We start from the raw sequence: 16,862 nt of genomic DNA on the forward strand, positions 1-16,862 counted from the left end.
TGTGAGTAAATCCAACAACGATTCCAACCGTCAAAAAGCCCTTGACGAAGCCCTCAAAAAAATCGAAAGAAATTTTGGTAAAGGGGCCATTATGAAGTTAGGTGACACCGCCGACCAGAGAATTTCAACCGTGCCGAGCGGGTCCTTGACCCTAGACATCGCCTTAGGAGTGGGCGGTTATCCTCGGGGCCGGATTGTCGAAGTCTACGGCCCAGAATCTTCAGGGAAAACAACCGTTGCCCTGCACGCTGTGGCTGAAGTCCAAAAACGTGGAGGTATTGCGGCCTTTATCGATGCGGAGAATGCCTTGGATCCTGAATATGCCAAGCACTTGGGGGTAAATATTGATGAATTACTCCTGTCTCAACCGGATACGGGTGAACAGGGTCTGGAGATTGCCGATGCCTTGATTTCATCTGGGGCCATCGATATTGTTGTCGTTGACTCCGTGGCCGCACTCGTACCGCGGGCTGAAATTGAAGGGGAGATGGGGGATGCCCATGTGGGACTCCAAGCCCGTCTCATGTCCCAAGCCCTGCGTAAATTATCAGGGACGATTAATAAGACCAAGACCATTGCCATCTTTATCAACCAGATTCGCGAGAAGGTAGGGGTCATGTTCGGTAACCCTGAAACAACACCAGGCGGACGGGCTCTGAAGTTCTATTCCACCATCCGCTTAGAAGTCCGTCGCGGCGAACAATTGAAAGCCGCCGGGGACGTGATCGGTAACCGAACTAAGATTAAAATTGTCAAGAATAAGGTAGCCCCACCTTTCCGGGTGGCAGAGGTCGACATCATGTACGGCCAAGGAATTTCCCAAGCTGGCGAATTGGTTGACCTAGCGGCTGACCTGGATATTATCCAAAAATCTGGCTCTTGGTATTCTTACGGCGAAGACCGGATCGGTCAGGGCCGGGAGAATGCTAAGAATTTCTTGCTTGAAAATCCTGACATCTTCCAAACAATTGACCAGCAAGTCCGGGCCCATTACGGCTTCGGCGCTGAAGCTTCAGAAGCTGACTCAGAGCAAGAAGAAGCTAGTGGCCAAGCGGCTTTAGATGTTGACGACGAAAGCAGCAAAGAATAAGCGACGAAACGTCTGGGTCCAAGAGCCTGGGCGTTTTTGCTTGGTCAAGGCTAAGTCAAAGAATAATTGACAGATTAGAAACAAAAATATACAATATATATTAGGTGTAAAAGTTTACACTGAGTAAAAATATTTAAAGTATTTAAGACTACAATTAAATAGAAACGGAGGTGAACTATGCAGTTTACAGGAATAGCCTTCGTTATCGTTGCTTTAATTGTTGGCCTTTTAGTCGGGAACTATGTTGGAGACAAGAGACGCAAAGAACGGATGGAAGCCGAATTAGCTGAAGCCGAACGCTCAGCCCAGGATATCCTCCGCCGTGCGGAACGTGAAGCCAAATCCCAACATAAAGAAATGATTGTCGAAGCGAAGGAAGAAGCCCAAACTTATCGAACGGAAGCTGAAAAAGATTTAAAAGCTGATCGTGATGAACTTAAACAACGTGAGAATCGTCTCAACCAGCGGGAAGAAAGTTTAACCCGCCGCGAAAGCTCGCTCAATAATAAAGAGGATCAGCTGAACTCCAAAGAACAATCCTTGCGTGACCGCATGACCAATCTTGAAGAGAAAGAAGCCCATGCGGACCAATTGATCCAAGAACGTGAAGAAGAAGTTCAACGAGTATCAGGTTTAAGCCAAGAAGATGCCAAAAACTTGATTTTATCTGAAACAGAACGTGAATTAAGCAATGAAGTTGCGATTAAAATTCGTGATGCGGAACAGGAAGCCCGTGAAAAAGCTGATAAGATCGCCAAATCGATTATCCTTCAAGCCATTGAAACCAGTGGGGCGGATACTGTATCTGAAAGTTCAGTAACAGTTGTCCACTTACCTAATGATGATATGAAGGGTCGGATTATCGGTAAAGAAGGGCGGAACATCAAGACACTGGAATCCTTGACGGGGATTGACTTAATCGTTGATGATACCCCAGAAGCCGTCGTCTTGAGTGGTTTTGACCCAGTTCGCCGAGAAATTGCTAAGATTGCCCTTGATGCACTGATTGCAGATGGCCGCATCCATCCTGCTCGAATTGAAGAAGCAGTGGAAAAAGCCCGCAAAGAAATGGATACCCGTATCCGAACCATTGGGGAGGATACTGTCTTTGACTTAGGGATCCATGACATGCACCCTGACCTGATTAAGTTGGTCGGGCGCTTGAATTATCGGACCAGTTATGGGCAAAGTGTCCTAAGCCACAGTATTGAAGTGGCTAAATTAGCCGGAACCCTGGCTGGGGAACTCGGCTTGGATGAAGCCTGTGCCAAGCGTGCCGGTCTCTTGCATGATATCGGCAAGGCCGTGGACCATGAAATTGAAGGGACCCACGTTGAGATAGGGGTCGAACTGGCCCAACGTTACCATGAAAGTGACTTAGTAATCAATGCGATTGCTAGTCACCATGGCGATGTTGAAGCTGTTTCACCAATCTCAGTCCTCGTTGCTGTGGCAGATGCCTTATCGGCAGCGCGACCAGGCGCTCGGTCGGAATCGCTGGAAAATTATATCCAGCGCTTGCGTAGCTTGGAAGATATTGCCAACCGTGTTGATGGTGTCAGCAAGTCCTATGCCATTCAAGCAGGTCGTGAAATCCGCGTGATGGTCCAACCTGACCAAGTGGATGACCTTGCAGCAGTGAAACTTTCACATGACTTAGCGAAGCAAATCGAAAAAGAACTTGACTATCCAGGTCAAATTAAAGTAACGGTAATCCGTGAAAAGCGTGCCGTAGACTACGCACGTTAGGTTGTATTACCCCTTAATTTGCAGCAAAAAGAGCTTGGGATTTTCCAAGCTCTTTTTCAATTTTTATATTGGATTGATTTAATAAATTATGATAGTGGGGTATCCCTTTCTGGGCGCCTTTGCTTACACCCTTTAGTTGGGTTCGGTCGCGCAGCTTCCTTGTCACTTCACAAGTCTCCGCCGCAGTCTGGTAGACTGCTCTGGTGACTTGCTCCAGTGAAAGGAAGCTAACCGCGCACCCTTACACCCTTTAGTCGGGTTCAGGCTAGGCAGAAATAGCTCCTCTTCACAAAAGGCCGTCGAAGGCTTTCAGCCTTCTCTGGTCTTTTGCTCCAGAGGTCTATTTCTCCCGCTAGCCCTCACACCCTGTGTAGTCGGGTTCGAGGATGCAGAAAGGGCTCCTCTTCGCAAAAGGCTGCCGAAGCTCTCCGAGCTTCTCTAGCCTTTTACTCCAGAGGTCCCTTTCTCCCGCATCCTCTCGCACCCTCACACCCTTAACCTTCTGCTTCTTCCATTTCAGCGGTCAGGTTGTTGTAGTCAATATCGTTGTCCATAAAGTCGGCATAGTTTGTCGCAAAATGTTGTTCCAAGCTTTCGATGGTTTGGATTTGGACCTTGGCATCGGTCACAATATAGTCGAGAATGTGGCCGCCAAAATCACGGGCATCATTAATGAAATGGCAGTGGAAACCGCCCTTGGCTACGCCATCATACAGGTAGGGCGTATAGATACCAACTGCTGTTCCCATGACATCGTAGCGTTCAAACTCCGGTTGGACCCGGGTGGCCTCGACTAAGCGAGGATAAGGTTTCTCTTGCTTGGGCACGGCACGGGTATGGACATAGTCAAAGTGGCCGTCAATCCGAATGACAGAGAAGACATTGCGGCTTTGGACCATTTGCCCAATTTCTGTCCGCATCTTCTTAAGCGTGGTTGGTCGCTTAATCTCTTCGAAAGCATTGGGTTCAAAAAAAGTCACCGCAGCATAGGGACTCGTCAGCTCTTCTTCAACCTCGACCACTTGCCCAGAGGATTGGATCTGGTAGGCCTGGCCGTCGACCATGATGAATTCACCATCGAAGGCATGGAAGGTGCCTAGGCCGGTATCGCCATGCTCGAGGAGCTCGCCGAAGCGGATGCTGCCGTCAAAGAGCCCCGCCATCAAATCACCGAGGCTCTGGTGTTGGAATAATTTAGACATATAGACTCCTTTCATTAAATGGGGCGGAAGCCAGAGAAGACGAGTTTCTTGTAGCCTAAGAAGCGGAAGAGGCCAATCTCCCAGTCGCCCCGGTCAGAGAGACGGATGGACCGGTGGAGGAAGATGGTGACGGGCCCCGCTTGATAGCTCTTATAGTTTTCCGGATGGTCGGGCTGGCCGCGCTTGACCTCTGGCTCGAAGTTACTGGCTTCACAGCAAGAATTGAATACAGACTGGGGGTATTCCACCCGTAAAGCACGGATCCCCTCAGCTTCTAAATAAGCTTGGGCTGGCTTGGAAATCATCGCATCCTCCTTTATTTTCCTTAGTCATTTAGGCTTATTTTAGCACAAGGGACGAAGCCATGGCAAAAAAATGGAGGCCCAGAAGTCTTATTCTAGGGCCCCGTAAATTTTGTCTATTTGTTGAGGAAGCTAGTGCTTAAAATTTAATATCAATGGCTTGGGTTTTAATCATTGGATCCACGGCAGCTACATCCATCGTCCTAGCAGTGGTCATTTGTAAGGAAAAGCCCTCAAAGTCTTCAGTTGCTAGGACAACTCGCATGACTTGGTCAGAAGGATTTTCAATTCTCCCACTTTTGTTAGTTCTTCAGGCTTGTTTTCTTTACTTTCTTCCTGCCTGGCGCTTTCTTAGCTTGATCTCCACAAGAAAAAATTTTACTTTTCTTGTGCAAAAGATTTGCTTTTTTTTTTGGCTCATATGTTGAAATAAAAGTGCAAAAGCTGACTTGTTTAATGTTTAACTTATAGTCATTACTCGGAAAATATAAAGGAAGAGTGATTGAAATGCCTCATCGTCTACTACACTTCTTATATGTACTCTTCGTGGCTTTTGTAACCTTAGCATGGTTCTATTTCTGTAAACACCTAACTTTAAAAGGCTTTTGGTCACAGTTCTTCAAAGTAAGAGATGACGATGATAATGACTCTGACGATTAAGTGGCCTTGTCTTCTTTTGATAGGGATAGTTGGATTAGATGGATGAAAACAAAAGCAGCCTGGCAGATTGACCTGCTGGGCTGCTTTTTTATGGATTCTATTGATCTCTTAATTTAGCTAGCTAAATTAAAAAAAGTTATAGAAATTCGAGTAAAAACTAGCTCTTATTAGACCTTACGAGCCTTTAGTAAGTGCGACAAAGGCTGACAAATCAACACTGGTCTTTATTAGCCCTCACTAGCTTTCACAAAAAGGAGACGAAGGGATTCGAACCCTCGTGCCGGTAGTCACCGACAAGTTGATTTCGAGTCAACCGCGTTATGACCTCTTCGCTACGTCTCCATAGAATAAGTACAAGAATTATCTTAACTCGAATTGCTTAGAAATTCAAGGGGAAATTGTAATGGGTATGGTGAGCAGTGCGCTTTTCCCAAAATAGTCTGGCACCTGCCTAGGCGGCCTGGAAGGATTTGTGTTAAAATGGGAAGATGAATCGTTCAGCCAAGCCCGTTCTCGCTTGGAAATCACAGACTAGATATAGATACAAGCAAAGGAGTGCAAGATGGTTCAAAAGAAGAAAACGCCTATGATGGAGCAGTATGATGCCATGAAGGCGAAGTATCCCGATGCCTTTCTCTTTTTTAGGCTGGGAGATTTTTATGAATTATTTAATGAGGATGCCTTGAAGGCGGCCCAGCTCTTAGAGATTACCTTGACCAGTCGCAATAAGAATGCGGAAGATCCGATTCCGATGTGTGGCGTTCCCTACCATGCGGCGGGGGACTATATCCGCCAACTGATTCGTTTGGGCTATAAGGTAGCCATTGCTGAGCAGATGGAAGATCCCAAGCAGGCCAAGGGGATGGTCCGCCGGGAAGTGATCCGCTTGATTACACCTGGGACCTACCTGGAAGAAGGGGGCCAGCAGACCAATAATTATATTTGTTCTCTGATTAAGACGCACTCGGCCTATGCTTTAGCCCACAGTGACCTGGGGACAGGGGAGCTGCAGGTCACCCAGCTGAACAATTTGGAGGGCCTCTTGACTGAATTTGCCCAGCTCCAGCCCAGCGAATTGGTAGTTGAGGCAGAGCCGGAGTCAGAGCTCTTAGACAAGCTAGAGCGCCTGGCTTCCTTTACCCTGTCTGTTTATGCGCCGGACCCAGCATCTATCGAAGACCAGGGCCATTTACTGGCCGCGATTGAAGCTGAGGATGAGCGCACCGCCTTGAGCTTGCTTCTGGCCTATGTCCAAGCGACCCAGTTCCAGATGGTGGACCACTGGCAGGCGGCCCAGCACTATGAAGTGGACCATTACCTGCACTTGGACCACTATGCCAAGCGTAACTTGGAATTAACAGAATCGATTCGGACCCGCCAACAGGCCAATAGTCTCTTAGCCTTCCTCAACCAGACGCGGACAGCCATGGGCGGCCGGCTCTTGCGTCAGTGGCTCGACCGGCCCTTAATTATTGCCAAAGATATTGAACGTCGGCAGGATTGTGTGGCTGATCTCATGGACCAGTATTTTGTTCGCTTAGAGATCCAAGAACAGCTCAAGGGAGTTTATGATCTGGAGCGCTTGGTGGCTAAGATTTCTATGGGCAGTGTCAATGCCCGTGAACTTCTCCAGCTCAAGCAATCTTTAAGCAAGGTGCCAGCCCTTGTCCATAATCTTCAAATTTTATTGGGAGAGGATGAAAGCCGTCAAGCCCACTGGCAGCCGGTCTTAGAGAGCCTCACCGCCTTGCCGGAAGTGGTCGACTTGATCGACCGGGCCATTGATCCTGACGCCAATGTTCAGATTACAGAAGGTAATATTATTCGCGACGGCTTCAATGACCAACTTGACCACTACCGGGATGCCATGCGCCACGGTAAGGCCTGGATCGCCCAGCTCCAGGCGGACGAGCGCAAGCGGACAGGGATCAAGTCGCTCAAGGTCGGTTACAATAAGGTCTTCGGATACTATATCGAGGTCACCAAGGCCAACCTCCAGCTCCTGGATGCCCTGGAGGAGAATAATTACGAACGCAAGCAGACCCTGGCCAATGCGGAACGCTTTATCACGCCTGAATTAAAGGAGATGGAAAGAACGCTCTTGGAAGCGGAAGATAAGTCCATCGATTTGGAATACCAACTGTTTATCCAGGTGAGAGACCAGGTCAAAGGCTGCAAGCAGGACCTCCAGGCTCTGGCTAAGTCGGTAGCTAGCCTGGACGTCTTGCAGAGCTTTGCCCAGATCAGTGAGGACCATCAATTCGTCCGCCCCGAAATTTCACTGGAAGACCGCAACTTGGAGATTATCGACAGCCGCCACCCCGTCGTGGAAGCGGTCATTGGCAAGGACCAATTTGTGCCTAATTCGATTGTGATGGATGAGGCCACCAATGTCTTGCTGATTACAGGGCCCAATATGTCCGGGAAGTCGACCTATATGCGGCAGCTCGCCCTGATTGTCATCATGGCCCAGATGGGATCTTATGTTCCTGCTAAGTCAGCTAAGATGCCGATTTTTGACCAAATCTTTACCCGGATCGGGGCAGCGGATGACTTAATTTCAGGCCAATCCACCTTTATGGTTGAGATGTTGGAAGCTAACCAAGCTATCCAGTATGCGACAGACCGCAGCCTTCTTCTCTTCGATGAGATTGGCCGGGGAACCTCGACTTATGATGGGATTGCCTTAGCCCAGGCCATCTTGGAATACCTTCATGACCACTTAGAGGCCAAGCTGCTCTTCTCCACCCACTACCATGAGCTAACCAGCCTGGAAGATCGTTTGCCTGGCCTGCGCAATATCCATGTGGGGGCCAGTGAGAAGGATGGGGAACTCGTCTTCCTCCATAAGATTTTCCCTGGACCAGCTGACCGGAGTTATGGGATCCATGTGGCTAAGTTGGCTGGTATGCCAGCCAGTCTATTGGCGAATGCCAAGCAGATTCTAAAAGAACTCCAGGAAGGTCAGGCAGGCGAGCAAACGGGACAATTGAGCCTCTTCAGTGTAGCCGAGACTCGTCCAGCCCCCGAAGATCCCAAAGCGACCTGGGTGATGGACCAGTTGGACCAGGTAGATATTAACGAAACAAGCCCCATCCAGGCTTTTGAAATTTTGCGTAAGCTTCTGGCGAAAGTGGAAGGAGACGATTAAGCATGGGAATCCAACTCTTACCGAGTCAGGTGGCTGACCAGATTGCAGCAGGGGAAGTGGTCGAACGTCCGGCTTCCGTTGTCAAGGAATTGGTAGAGAATGCCATCGATGGCCAGGCCACAGAGATTGAAATTCGCGTGGAAGAGGCCGGCTTACGGAGTATCCAAGTGATTGATGACGGGATTGGAATTGCTGCAAAGGAAGTGGACCTGGCCTTTAAACGCCATGCCACGTCTAAGATCCATCAGAGCCAGGATTTATTCCGTATCCATTCGCTGGGCTTTCGCGGGGAGGCCCTTCCTAGTATTGCCTCCGTTTCCGAGATGACCCTGGAGACCTCAGATGGTGAGACGGGGTCTTGGGTCTACTTGCAGGCAGGGGAAGTGGTAGACCGGCGGGAGAGCCACCTCCGTCAGGGGACCTCTGTCTTAGTAGAAAACCTCTTCTACAATACGCCGGCACGCTTGAAGTATATTAAGAGCCTGCCTACTGAACTCTCCCATATTTCCAATATCATTAACCGCCAGGCCTTGGGGCACCCCCAGATTCGTTTCCGCTATTTTAATGAAGACAAGCTGGTCTTCGAGACTAATGGGAAGGGGCGACTCCAGGAAGTCTTGGCGGCGGTTTATGGCTTCAAGCAAGCCCGGGAGATGTATCCCTTGGAGGCCGAGAGCTTGGACTTTAACTTGGCGGGCTATGTGTCACCGCCGACCTTGACCCGGGCCAGTAAGAATTATATCTCGCTCTATCTGAATGGCCGCTATATCCGGAACTACAAGCTGAACCAAGCGGTGATTGATGGCTACCGGGAGAAGCTGATGATTGGGCGCTATCCGATTGCCGTGATCCATATCGAAGCCGACCCCCAGCTCCTCGATGTCAATGTCCACCCCACCAAGATGGAGGTGCGAATCTCCAAGGAGGACGTCCTCTATGACTTAATCAGAGAGAGCTTGGACCATATCTTCCAACCCCTCCAGCGGATTCCAGAGGCGGACCAGCCCCTCCAATATACTGAAGAGTTGAAGCCAGAAACTTTCCGCTTGGAGGAGACTTATGAGCAGGGTGAACTTCCCTTGTCCAGCTCGCAAAAGCCAAGCCAGCGTCGTGGTGACATTGAGCCAGCCAGCCGACCGATACGAGGGGCTAGTCATTCGGAGGAAGAAGCGCTTCAGCCAGCTAAGCAAGTTCTTAAGTCCGAAGCAGCTGAAAGCAAGGCCCAACCGGCTTCTTCAGAAACCGTTCAAGCCTCGATTGAGGAGCGGCAACATAAGCACAGTGAGCAAGAAGTCTGGCGGGATGTGGACCGGATTACACGGATCGATGCGGACCAGTCTGACCAATCCCCGCGCTTCCCTGACCTGGACTATATCGGCCAATTGCACGGGACTTACCTGCTGGCTTCCGATGCCAGTGGCATGTACCTGCTGGACCAGCACGCCATGCAGGAGCGGATCAAATATGAATACTACCGGGACCATATTGGCTCTTACGGAACGGCCATGCAGGAGTTGTTGATTCCTGAGCTCTTTGAATTTACCCAGGATGAGATGCTTGAAATCCAACCCCTCCTGCCTAAATTAAAGGAGATGCAGCTCGACTTCGAGCTATTTGGTAGCCGCACCTTGCAGTTGTCGGCCCATCCCATTTGGATTCGATCGGACCAGGTCCATGAGACGGTGGAGGAATTGATCCAATTGGCCTTGACCGATAAGTCAGCCAGTGTGAGCAAGTTCCGTCAAGCGACCGCTATTATGATGAGCTGCAAGCTGTCCATTAAGGCCAACCACTACTTATCCGATGACCAGGCCAAGCAACTCATTGCAGACCTGAGCCAGTGTCAGAATCCCTTTAACTGTGCCCATGGGCGCCCTGTCTTGATCCATTACTCGACCTATGAGATTGAGCGCTTGTTCAAGCGCATCCAGGATAGCCGCTAGACTCGGGCACAAACGTTCGCATTCTACAAGCTTTATGTTAGAATAAAAGAGAAAGAGACTTAAAGGAGTGACCAAAATGGACCAAGCAAATAAAGAAAAACGTTTGAAAGAATTAGATGATATCCAATACCGGGTGACCCAAGAGAGTGGAACAGAAGCCCCTTTCTCAGGAAAGTATGATGACCACTATGAGAAGGGAATCTATGTGGATATTGTAGACGGAAGTCCGCTCTTCGCATCAACGACTAAATTTAATGCAGGATGCGGCTGGCCTTCTTTCTCCAAGCCTTTAATTGAGGAAGAAATTAAGGAAAATACCGATACCAGCCACGGCATGGTGCGGACAGAAGTGCGTAGCCAAGGGGCAGATTCCCACCTGGGCCATGTCTTTAACGACGGGCCGAAAGACCAAGGGGGCCTGCGCTATTGTATCAACTCAGCAGCCTTAGACTTCATTCCTTATGAAGAAATGGATGAAAAAGGCTATGGCGACTATAAGAAGTTTGTAGAATAGGAGCATCCAGCAATGTATGCTTACTTTAAAGGAAAAATTACCAGCATTTTACCGAATGCTGTCGTGATCGAAGTGAATGGGATTGGTTACCAAGTGATTATGGCCAATCCCTATCGCTTTTCTAGTCGACTAGGGCAAGAAGCGACCATCTGGCTCTACCAGTCTGTTAGTCAAGATAGCATCCGCCTCTATGGCTTCAGCGATGAAGCGGAGAGGGACTTATTCTTGCACTTGATTTCAGTGTCTGGGATTGGCCCCCGAAGTGCCTTGTCAATCCTCAGCTTGGGCGACCACCAAGGTTTAGTCCGGGCTATTGACCAGGCGGATAGCCAGTTTCTCACTAAGTTTCCAGGGGTAGGGAAGAAGACGGCCCAGCAGATTATCCTCGACTTGCAGGGCAAATTGACCGGTGCCAGCCAAGGTCAGGACCAGCCAGACCAAGCGGCAACCAGCCAGGCCAATCCCATTGCCCAAGAACTCGAGGAAGCCTTAGACAGCCTAGGCTATGCCAAACGTGATATCCAGCGGGTGGTCAAGCAAATGGACTTTGATCAAGTGGCCACCACTTCGGAAGCCATCCGCCAGGCCTTGCGCTTGATCACGGCTCGCTAGTTGAGAAGAGATAAGACAGGATGAAAGGAGACTTTCGATGGCAGAGCGTATAGTAGATGAGAATAACCAAGGCCTAGATGAGGAACGCTTTGAAGGTTCGCTCCGTCCCCAGTACTTAAGGGATTATATTGGGCAATCTGCCCTCAAGAAAGAACTGGCCGTCTATATCCAAGCCTGCCAGGCCCGCGACGAGTCCTTGGACCATGTCCTCCTCTACGGCCCGCCCGGCTTGGGGAAGACTACCCTGGCCTATGTGCTAGCCAATGAACTGGAGGTCGGTGTCCACACGACGAGTGGGCCGGCTATTGAGAAGACAGGGGACTTGCTGGTCTTATTGAATGAGATGGCCCCCGGCGATATTCTCTTTATTGACGAGATCCACCGCATGCCCCGGGTGGTTGAAGAGATGCTCTATTCCGCCATGGAAGACTTTCGCGTGGACATTATTGTGGGGCAGGATACGGAGGCCCATGCCATCCAATTTGACCTGCCTCCTTTCACCTTAATGGGGGCAACGACCCGGGCGGGGGCACTCTCAGCCCCTCTGCGCGATCGCTTCGGCATTGTCAAGCAATTGCGCTATTACAGCCCCGAAGAGCTCAAAGCCATTGTTCAGCGGACCAGTCAGGTGCTGGCTAGCCCAATCGATGACCAGGCTAGCCAGGAAATCGCCTTGCGGTCAAGGGGGACACCGCGGATAGCTAACCGCTTATTGAAGCGGGTCCGTGACTTTGCCCAGGTCTTTAATGAGGACCAACGTATTGACTTGGCCATCACCCGCAAGGCCTTGGAGGTTTTGGAAGTTGATGACAAAGGCTTGGATGCCGTTGACCGGAAGATCTTAGAAACCATGATTTATTACTACCAAGGAGGGCCGGTGGGTTTATCCACCATTGCAGCCAATATTGCAGAAGACCCCCTCACTGTCGAAGATATGTATGAACCCTACCTGATTCAAAATGGCTTCCTCCAGCGGACACCTAGGGGCCGGATCGTGACCCCCCTAGCCTATAGCCATTTAGGAATTGAAATCGAAAGCACGTAAAAAAGGAAGCGAATGGAATGACTTTAAAAACATCAGACTATGATTATGACCTGCCCGAAGAACTGATTGCCCAGACCCCGACCAAGGACCGCTTAAATTGCCGGCTCTTGACTCTGGATGCCCAGACAGGCAAGTACGCTGACCATGTCTTTGCCGACTTGCTAGATATCTTGGAAGCCGGCGATGTCCTCGTCCTCAATGATACCCGCGTCCTGCCTGCCCGGCTCTTAGGGACCAAGGAAGAAACAGGAGGCCATGCGGAGCTCTTGTTATTAAATAATATAGAAGGGGACCGCTGGGAAGTCCTGGCTAAACCAGCCCGCCGACTCAAGGAGGGAACGGTTATCCAGTTCGGCGACGGTCAACTGAAGGCCAAGGTGGTTAAGGAATTAGACCACGGCGGCCGGGAGATTGACTTTCTCTATGACGGCATCTTTATGGAGATCCTAGAAGCCCTAGGTGAGATGCCCCTGCCCCCTTATATCAAGGAACACTTAGACGATCCAGACCGCTATCAAACCGTTTATGCCAAAGAAAATGGGTCAGCAGCTGCTCCAACGGCGGGCCTGCATTTTACCGAGGACTTCCTAGACCAAGTCCAAGCCAAGGGCGTCGACCTGGCCTATCTGACCCTCCATGTGGGCTTAGGTACCTTCCGACCAGTCAGCGCTGATGACTTGACGGACCATGAGATGCACTCTGAATTCTACCGCCTGGACGAAGCCAATGCAGAGAAGATTAAGGCCGCTAAAAGCGCGGGCAAGCGGGTAGTCGCTGTCGGGACAACCTGTATCCGTACCCTGGAGACTATCGCCCAAAAATTTGACGGTCAGGTCCAAGCTGATTCCGGTTGGACATCTATTTTTATTTATCCCGGCTTTGATTTTAAAGTTGTGGACGCCATTATTACTAACTTCCACTTGCCTAAGTCAACTTTAGTTATGTTGGTGTCTGCTTTTGCGGGCCGCCAGCATGTGCTAGAGGCTTATCAGCACGCTGTAGAAGCCGCTTACCGCTTCTTTAGTTTTGGTGACGCTATGTATATCCAAGGTCCCCAATACCAGGGTGACGATTTGTAATTGATCAACGATTAGGGAAAGGAGAGAGCTTATGTTTGCCCCCCTGCATGTCAATAGTGCCTATACCTTACTCAAGAGCCCCATGTCCCTGGCTGACTATGTCGCTTTAGGCAAAAAATTAGGCTACCAGGCATTGGGCTTGGCCGATGTCAATGTCCTTTATGGCGTCTGCGAATTTTACGACCTCTGCCAGGCAGCTGGGCTTAAGGCTTTGATTGGCTTATCCTTGCAGCTTCCTTCAGAGCTCTTGGGCCAAGGCTTTGAAGAGTATGTGGTCTATGCGAAGAACCAGGCGGGCTACCAGGTCCTCATGCAATTATCCACCCTAGCGAAGACCGAACGCTATGCAGAGGCCTTAGAGCTTCTGCAGACGGCTAATGATGACCTGGTTGTTATCTTATCCGCTGTCTATGGCCCGCATATGGCGCGCCTCAAGCAGAATCAAGACGCTGAAGCTCTGGCCTGGTGCCAGAGCTTTAAAGCACATTTTAAGCGCGATAACCTCTATATCGGGGTAAGTGCCCAGGCCTTTGACCGCTACCACTTGCCGCGGATTAAAGATCTGAGTCAAAGCACAGCTTTGGACCTGGTCGCCTTGCCCTATCTTGCCTATCTGGAGACAGAAGATTACTTCTACCAAGAGCTTCTAGCCGCGATTGACCGCAACCAAGCCTTGGAAGATATTGCCGCAAGCCAGGAGATCCGGGGCCCACACTTTCTCAAGTCAGCAGTAGACTGGCGGGCTGAATATGAGGAAATTGGCTTGGCGGATACGGTAGATCGTTTGGCCGAACTTGTGGATGAGCTTGATGTAGAGATGGTCTACCATAAAGAACTCTTACCGCGCTTCCCTTTAGCAGAAGGGGAGGATGCCCAGTCCTATCTCGGTCGGCAGGCGGCCCGGGGGTTGGCTGAACGGCTGGGTGACCAGCCAGATTTCGAGGCCTACCAAGACCGCTTAGCCTATGAACTCCAAGTCATTCACCGCATGGGCTTCGATGATTATTTCTTAATTGTCTGGGATATTATGCGCTTTGCCCGGGCTTCTAAGATCACGGTTGGACCTGGCCGGGGCTCAGCCGCTGGATCCTTAGTGGCCTATGCGCTCTTCATTACCCATGTCGATCCGATAGCTAATGACCTGCTCTTTGAACGCTTCCTGAATCCCGAGCGCCACAGCATGCCTGATATCGACCTCGACTTCCCTGATAACCGCCGCCAGGAGGTCCTCCACTATGTTTATGAAAAATACGGTGCAGACCATGTGGCACAGATTGCTACCTTTGGAACCTTTGCGGCGCGTAAGGCCCTGCGTGATGTCGGCTCTGCTCTAGGCAAGAACCAGGCAGAAATTAGCACTTGGGCCAATCAAATCCAGGGGCAAGTCAGCCTGTCAGAAGCCTACCAAGGCTCGAAGGACTTCCAGCATTTGCTTAGAGAAACAGAAGACGGCAAGCTCTGGCTCCAGGCAGCGCTCAAGCTTGAAGGCCTACCCCGCCATGTCTCGACCCATGCGGCGGGGGTCTTGATCAGTGACCGACCTCTTGTAGCAGACATCCCCCTCCAGCAGAATGCTAACAATGAGATCCTGCTCTCCCAATTCACGATGGGGGAGGTGGAACGGATTGGACTCTTGAAGATTGACTTCTTAGGATTGATCAACCTGAGTATCCTCCATGATGTGAAAGCCGCAGCCGAGAAGTTGGGCTTCAAGAATTTGGACCAAGCCTTAGCCCAAAAGGATGATCCCGCTGTCTACCGGCTCTTCCAAGAGGCCGACACGCTGGGGGTCTTCCAATTTGAATCGGATGGGATCCGTAATGTCTTGCGCCAGGTGAGTCCTGAATCGATGGAAGACCTAGCGGCCGTCAATGCTCTCTTTCGGCCGGGCCCCATGAAGCAGATTAACCACTTTGCCCGTCGCAAGCATGGCCAGGAAGCCATCAGCTACCCCCATGAGGACCTCGCCCCTATCTTGGAGGGGACTTATGGGGTCATGGTCTACCAAGAACAGGTTATGCAGGTGGCCCAGAAGATTGCGGGCTTTAGCCTGGGACAGGCTGATATCTTGCGCCGGGCCATGGGTAAGAAGCAGCAGGAAGTCCTGGATGGCCTCCATGATCAATTTATTGCTGGCGCCCGGGACCAGGGCTATGCGCCAGCTTTGGCTGAAGAAGTCTATCACTATATCGATGCCTTCGCCAATTACGGCTTCAATCGCTCGCATGCCTTCGCTTATTCCTACCTGGCCTATGACCTGGCCTGGTTTAAGGTCCACTGCCCGGCTGCCTTTTACTACGGCAACCTCCGCCATTCTAGTATCCATGATAGCAAGGGCAAGCAGCTCTTAGCAGAAGCCCGGGCGGCAGGGATTAAGATTCTTTTGCCGAGTGTCAACCGGTCCTTTATGCCCTTGGACCTTGTCGACCAAACTAGCCTGCGACTGGGTCTATCCAATATCAAGAGCCTCAGCCGGCCAGTGAGTCGTGGCATTATCTCGGAGCGCCAATACGGCGGGGCTTACAAGGATTTGATGGACTTTGTCAGCCGCTTGGACCAAGCGGGGGCCCGGGAGAAAGTCTTAACTGCTTTAGCCTTATCGGGCGCCCTCGATGACTTTGGCTATAACCGGCGGACCTTAGTCGAAGATGCCCTGCCTAAATTACTGGACCACCGCAAGCTCTTCGGCCAACAGGACCAGCAGAGTCACTTGGACCTGGGCATGGCGAATGACTACCAGGCTCTCTTTGCCCCAGTGATTGAGGAACAGGAAGAGTATAGTGATTCTGAACTTATTCAACAGGAGATTGACTACCTGGGCCTCTGCCTGAGTGTCGATCCCTATGCGGCCTGGAAAGATTTCTACCGGACGGGCCAAGTTCAGGCGATCAGCGAGCTGAAGCCCAAGCAGACGGTCCAGGTCATCGGTGAAGTGGTCCATGTTAAACGGATTCAAACCAAGAAGGGCCAGCCCATGGCCTTTCTTGAGCTCCAGGATGCTAGCGGAACAGTTAATCTCACCGCTTTTCCCCAGACTTATATTCGTTATGCGGCCTTCTTGCGGGACAAGCAGCAGCTGGCTGTTCGCGGTAAGACAGAAGAGCGCCGGGACCAATTGCAAGTCTTAGTGGACCAGGTCCACCCCCTAGACCAGGCTTACTATCAACAGTTAAAGGATCAGGCCATCAAGCAAGGAAGGGCCGGGGCCTACCACATCGAAGTGGCTAACCAAGCGGCAGCCTCAGAGAAGAAGGCGGCGCTACTGGCTTTGGTCAAGGACCAGCCGGGGATCAGCCCCTTGCACTTTATCTTCAAAGAAGAGGGGACGCATTATTGGTTAGGTCCGCAATTTGCCCTGGCCCACAGCCCCCAGGTCCTCAGCTCCCTAGAAGAGATTTATGGGGGAAAACATGTCATTCTAAGCTAAGAGCTTCTTGAAAAAATAATAAATGGGGCGACATTCTTTGAAAAAAATGTTAAGATAAAAATGTATGAATTAATTTTTTGAAACGAGG

The 16,862-nt window shown here is 50.6% G+C and carries 11 protein-coding genes and 1 tRNA gene; 9 read left to right on the top strand and 3 right to left on the bottom strand.

Features of this window, described 5'->3' with window-relative positions:
- The first annotated feature begins 1 nt into the window (after nt 1).
- Together recA and rny are read left to right on the top strand one after the other, a co-directional pair.
- Nucleotides 2-1,090 carry a recombinase RecA gene (recA, locus tag F6I03_RS06215; RefSeq protein WP_070430001.1) on the top strand — a complete coding sequence of 363 codons (1,089 nt, stop codon included), beginning with the start codon at nt 2-4 and terminating at the stop codon, nt 1,088-1,090.
- Between the two features lie 177 nt (nt 1,091-1,267).
- Nucleotides 1,268-2,839, top strand: a complete 1,572-nt coding sequence (rny, locus tag F6I03_RS06220; protein ID WP_070430002.1) for a ribonuclease Y — start codon at nt 1,268-1,270, stop codon at nt 2,837-2,839.
- A gap of 494 nt (nt 2,840-3,333) precedes the next feature.
- Here rny and budA read toward each other — a convergent pair whose 3' ends face one another.
- The 3 genes from budA to F6I03_RS06235 form a co-directional block, all read right to left on the bottom strand.
- Nucleotides 3,334-4,041: an acetolactate decarboxylase gene (gene budA, locus F6I03_RS06225; RefSeq protein ID WP_070430063.1), complete on the bottom strand. Its 708-nt coding sequence runs from the start codon at nt 4,039-4,041 to the stop codon at nt 3,334-3,336.
- 14 nt (nt 4,042-4,055) lie between these two features.
- Nucleotides 4,056-4,346, bottom strand: a complete 291-nt coding sequence (locus tag F6I03_RS06230; protein ID WP_070430064.1) for a CC/Se motif family (seleno)protein — start codon at nt 4,344-4,346, stop codon at nt 4,056-4,058.
- A gap of 909 nt (nt 4,347-5,255) precedes the next feature.
- Nucleotides 5,256-5,345, bottom strand: a tRNA-Ser gene (locus tag F6I03_RS06235).
- A 220-nt stretch (nt 5,346-5,565) separates the two neighbouring features.
- On the opposite strand from F6I03_RS06235, the gene mutS reads away from it, so the two are divergent.
- The 7 genes from mutS to F6I03_RS06270 all read left to right on the top strand — a co-directional run bounded on the left by mutS (nt 5,566) and on the right by F6I03_RS06270 (nt 16,774).
- Nucleotides 5,566-8,154, top strand: coding sequence for a DNA mismatch repair protein MutS (gene mutS / locus F6I03_RS06240; protein ID WP_070430065.1), 2,589 nt, complete (start codon nt 5,566-5,568; stop codon nt 8,152-8,154).
- A 2-nt stretch (nt 8,155-8,156) separates the two neighbouring features.
- The gene (gene mutL / locus F6I03_RS06245; RefSeq protein WP_070430066.1) at nt 8,157-10,097 is read left to right on the top strand and encodes a DNA mismatch repair endonuclease MutL; all 1,941 of its coding nucleotides are present in this window, start codon (nt 8,157-8,159) and stop codon (nt 10,095-10,097) included.
- 76 nt (nt 10,098-10,173) lie between these two features.
- Complete coding sequence (gene msrB, locus F6I03_RS06250) at nt 10,174-10,611, top strand: peptide-methionine (R)-S-oxide reductase MsrB (RefSeq protein ID WP_070430067.1); 438 nt, start codon at nt 10,174-10,176, stop codon at nt 10,609-10,611.
- Nucleotides 10,612-10,623: 12 nt separating this feature from the next.
- A complete protein-coding gene (gene ruvA / locus F6I03_RS06255) occupies nt 10,624-11,223 on the top strand; it encodes a Holliday junction branch migration protein RuvA (protein WP_070430068.1) in 600 nt (199 codons plus the stop codon).
- A 37-nt stretch (nt 11,224-11,260) separates the two neighbouring features.
- A complete protein-coding gene (ruvB, locus tag F6I03_RS06260; protein WP_070430069.1) occupies nt 11,261-12,268 on the top strand; it encodes a Holliday junction branch migration DNA helicase RuvB in 1,008 nt (335 codons plus the stop codon).
- A gap of 17 nt (nt 12,269-12,285) precedes the next feature.
- Complete coding sequence (gene queA, locus F6I03_RS06265; RefSeq protein WP_070430070.1) at nt 12,286-13,347, top strand: tRNA preQ1(34) S-adenosylmethionine ribosyltransferase-isomerase QueA; 1,062 nt, start codon at nt 12,286-12,288, stop codon at nt 13,345-13,347.
- Between the two features lie 31 nt (nt 13,348-13,378).
- Nucleotides 13,379-16,774, top strand: coding sequence for a DNA polymerase III subunit alpha (locus tag F6I03_RS06270; RefSeq protein ID WP_070430071.1), 3,396 nt, complete (start codon nt 13,379-13,381; stop codon nt 16,772-16,774).
- Nucleotides 16,775-16,862 lie beyond the last annotated feature (88 nt).

The sequence above is a fragment of the Aerococcus sanguinicola genome, from assembly GCF_008726925.1.
Taxonomy (GTDB): Bacteria; Bacillota; Bacilli; order Lactobacillales; family Aerococcaceae; genus Aerococcus.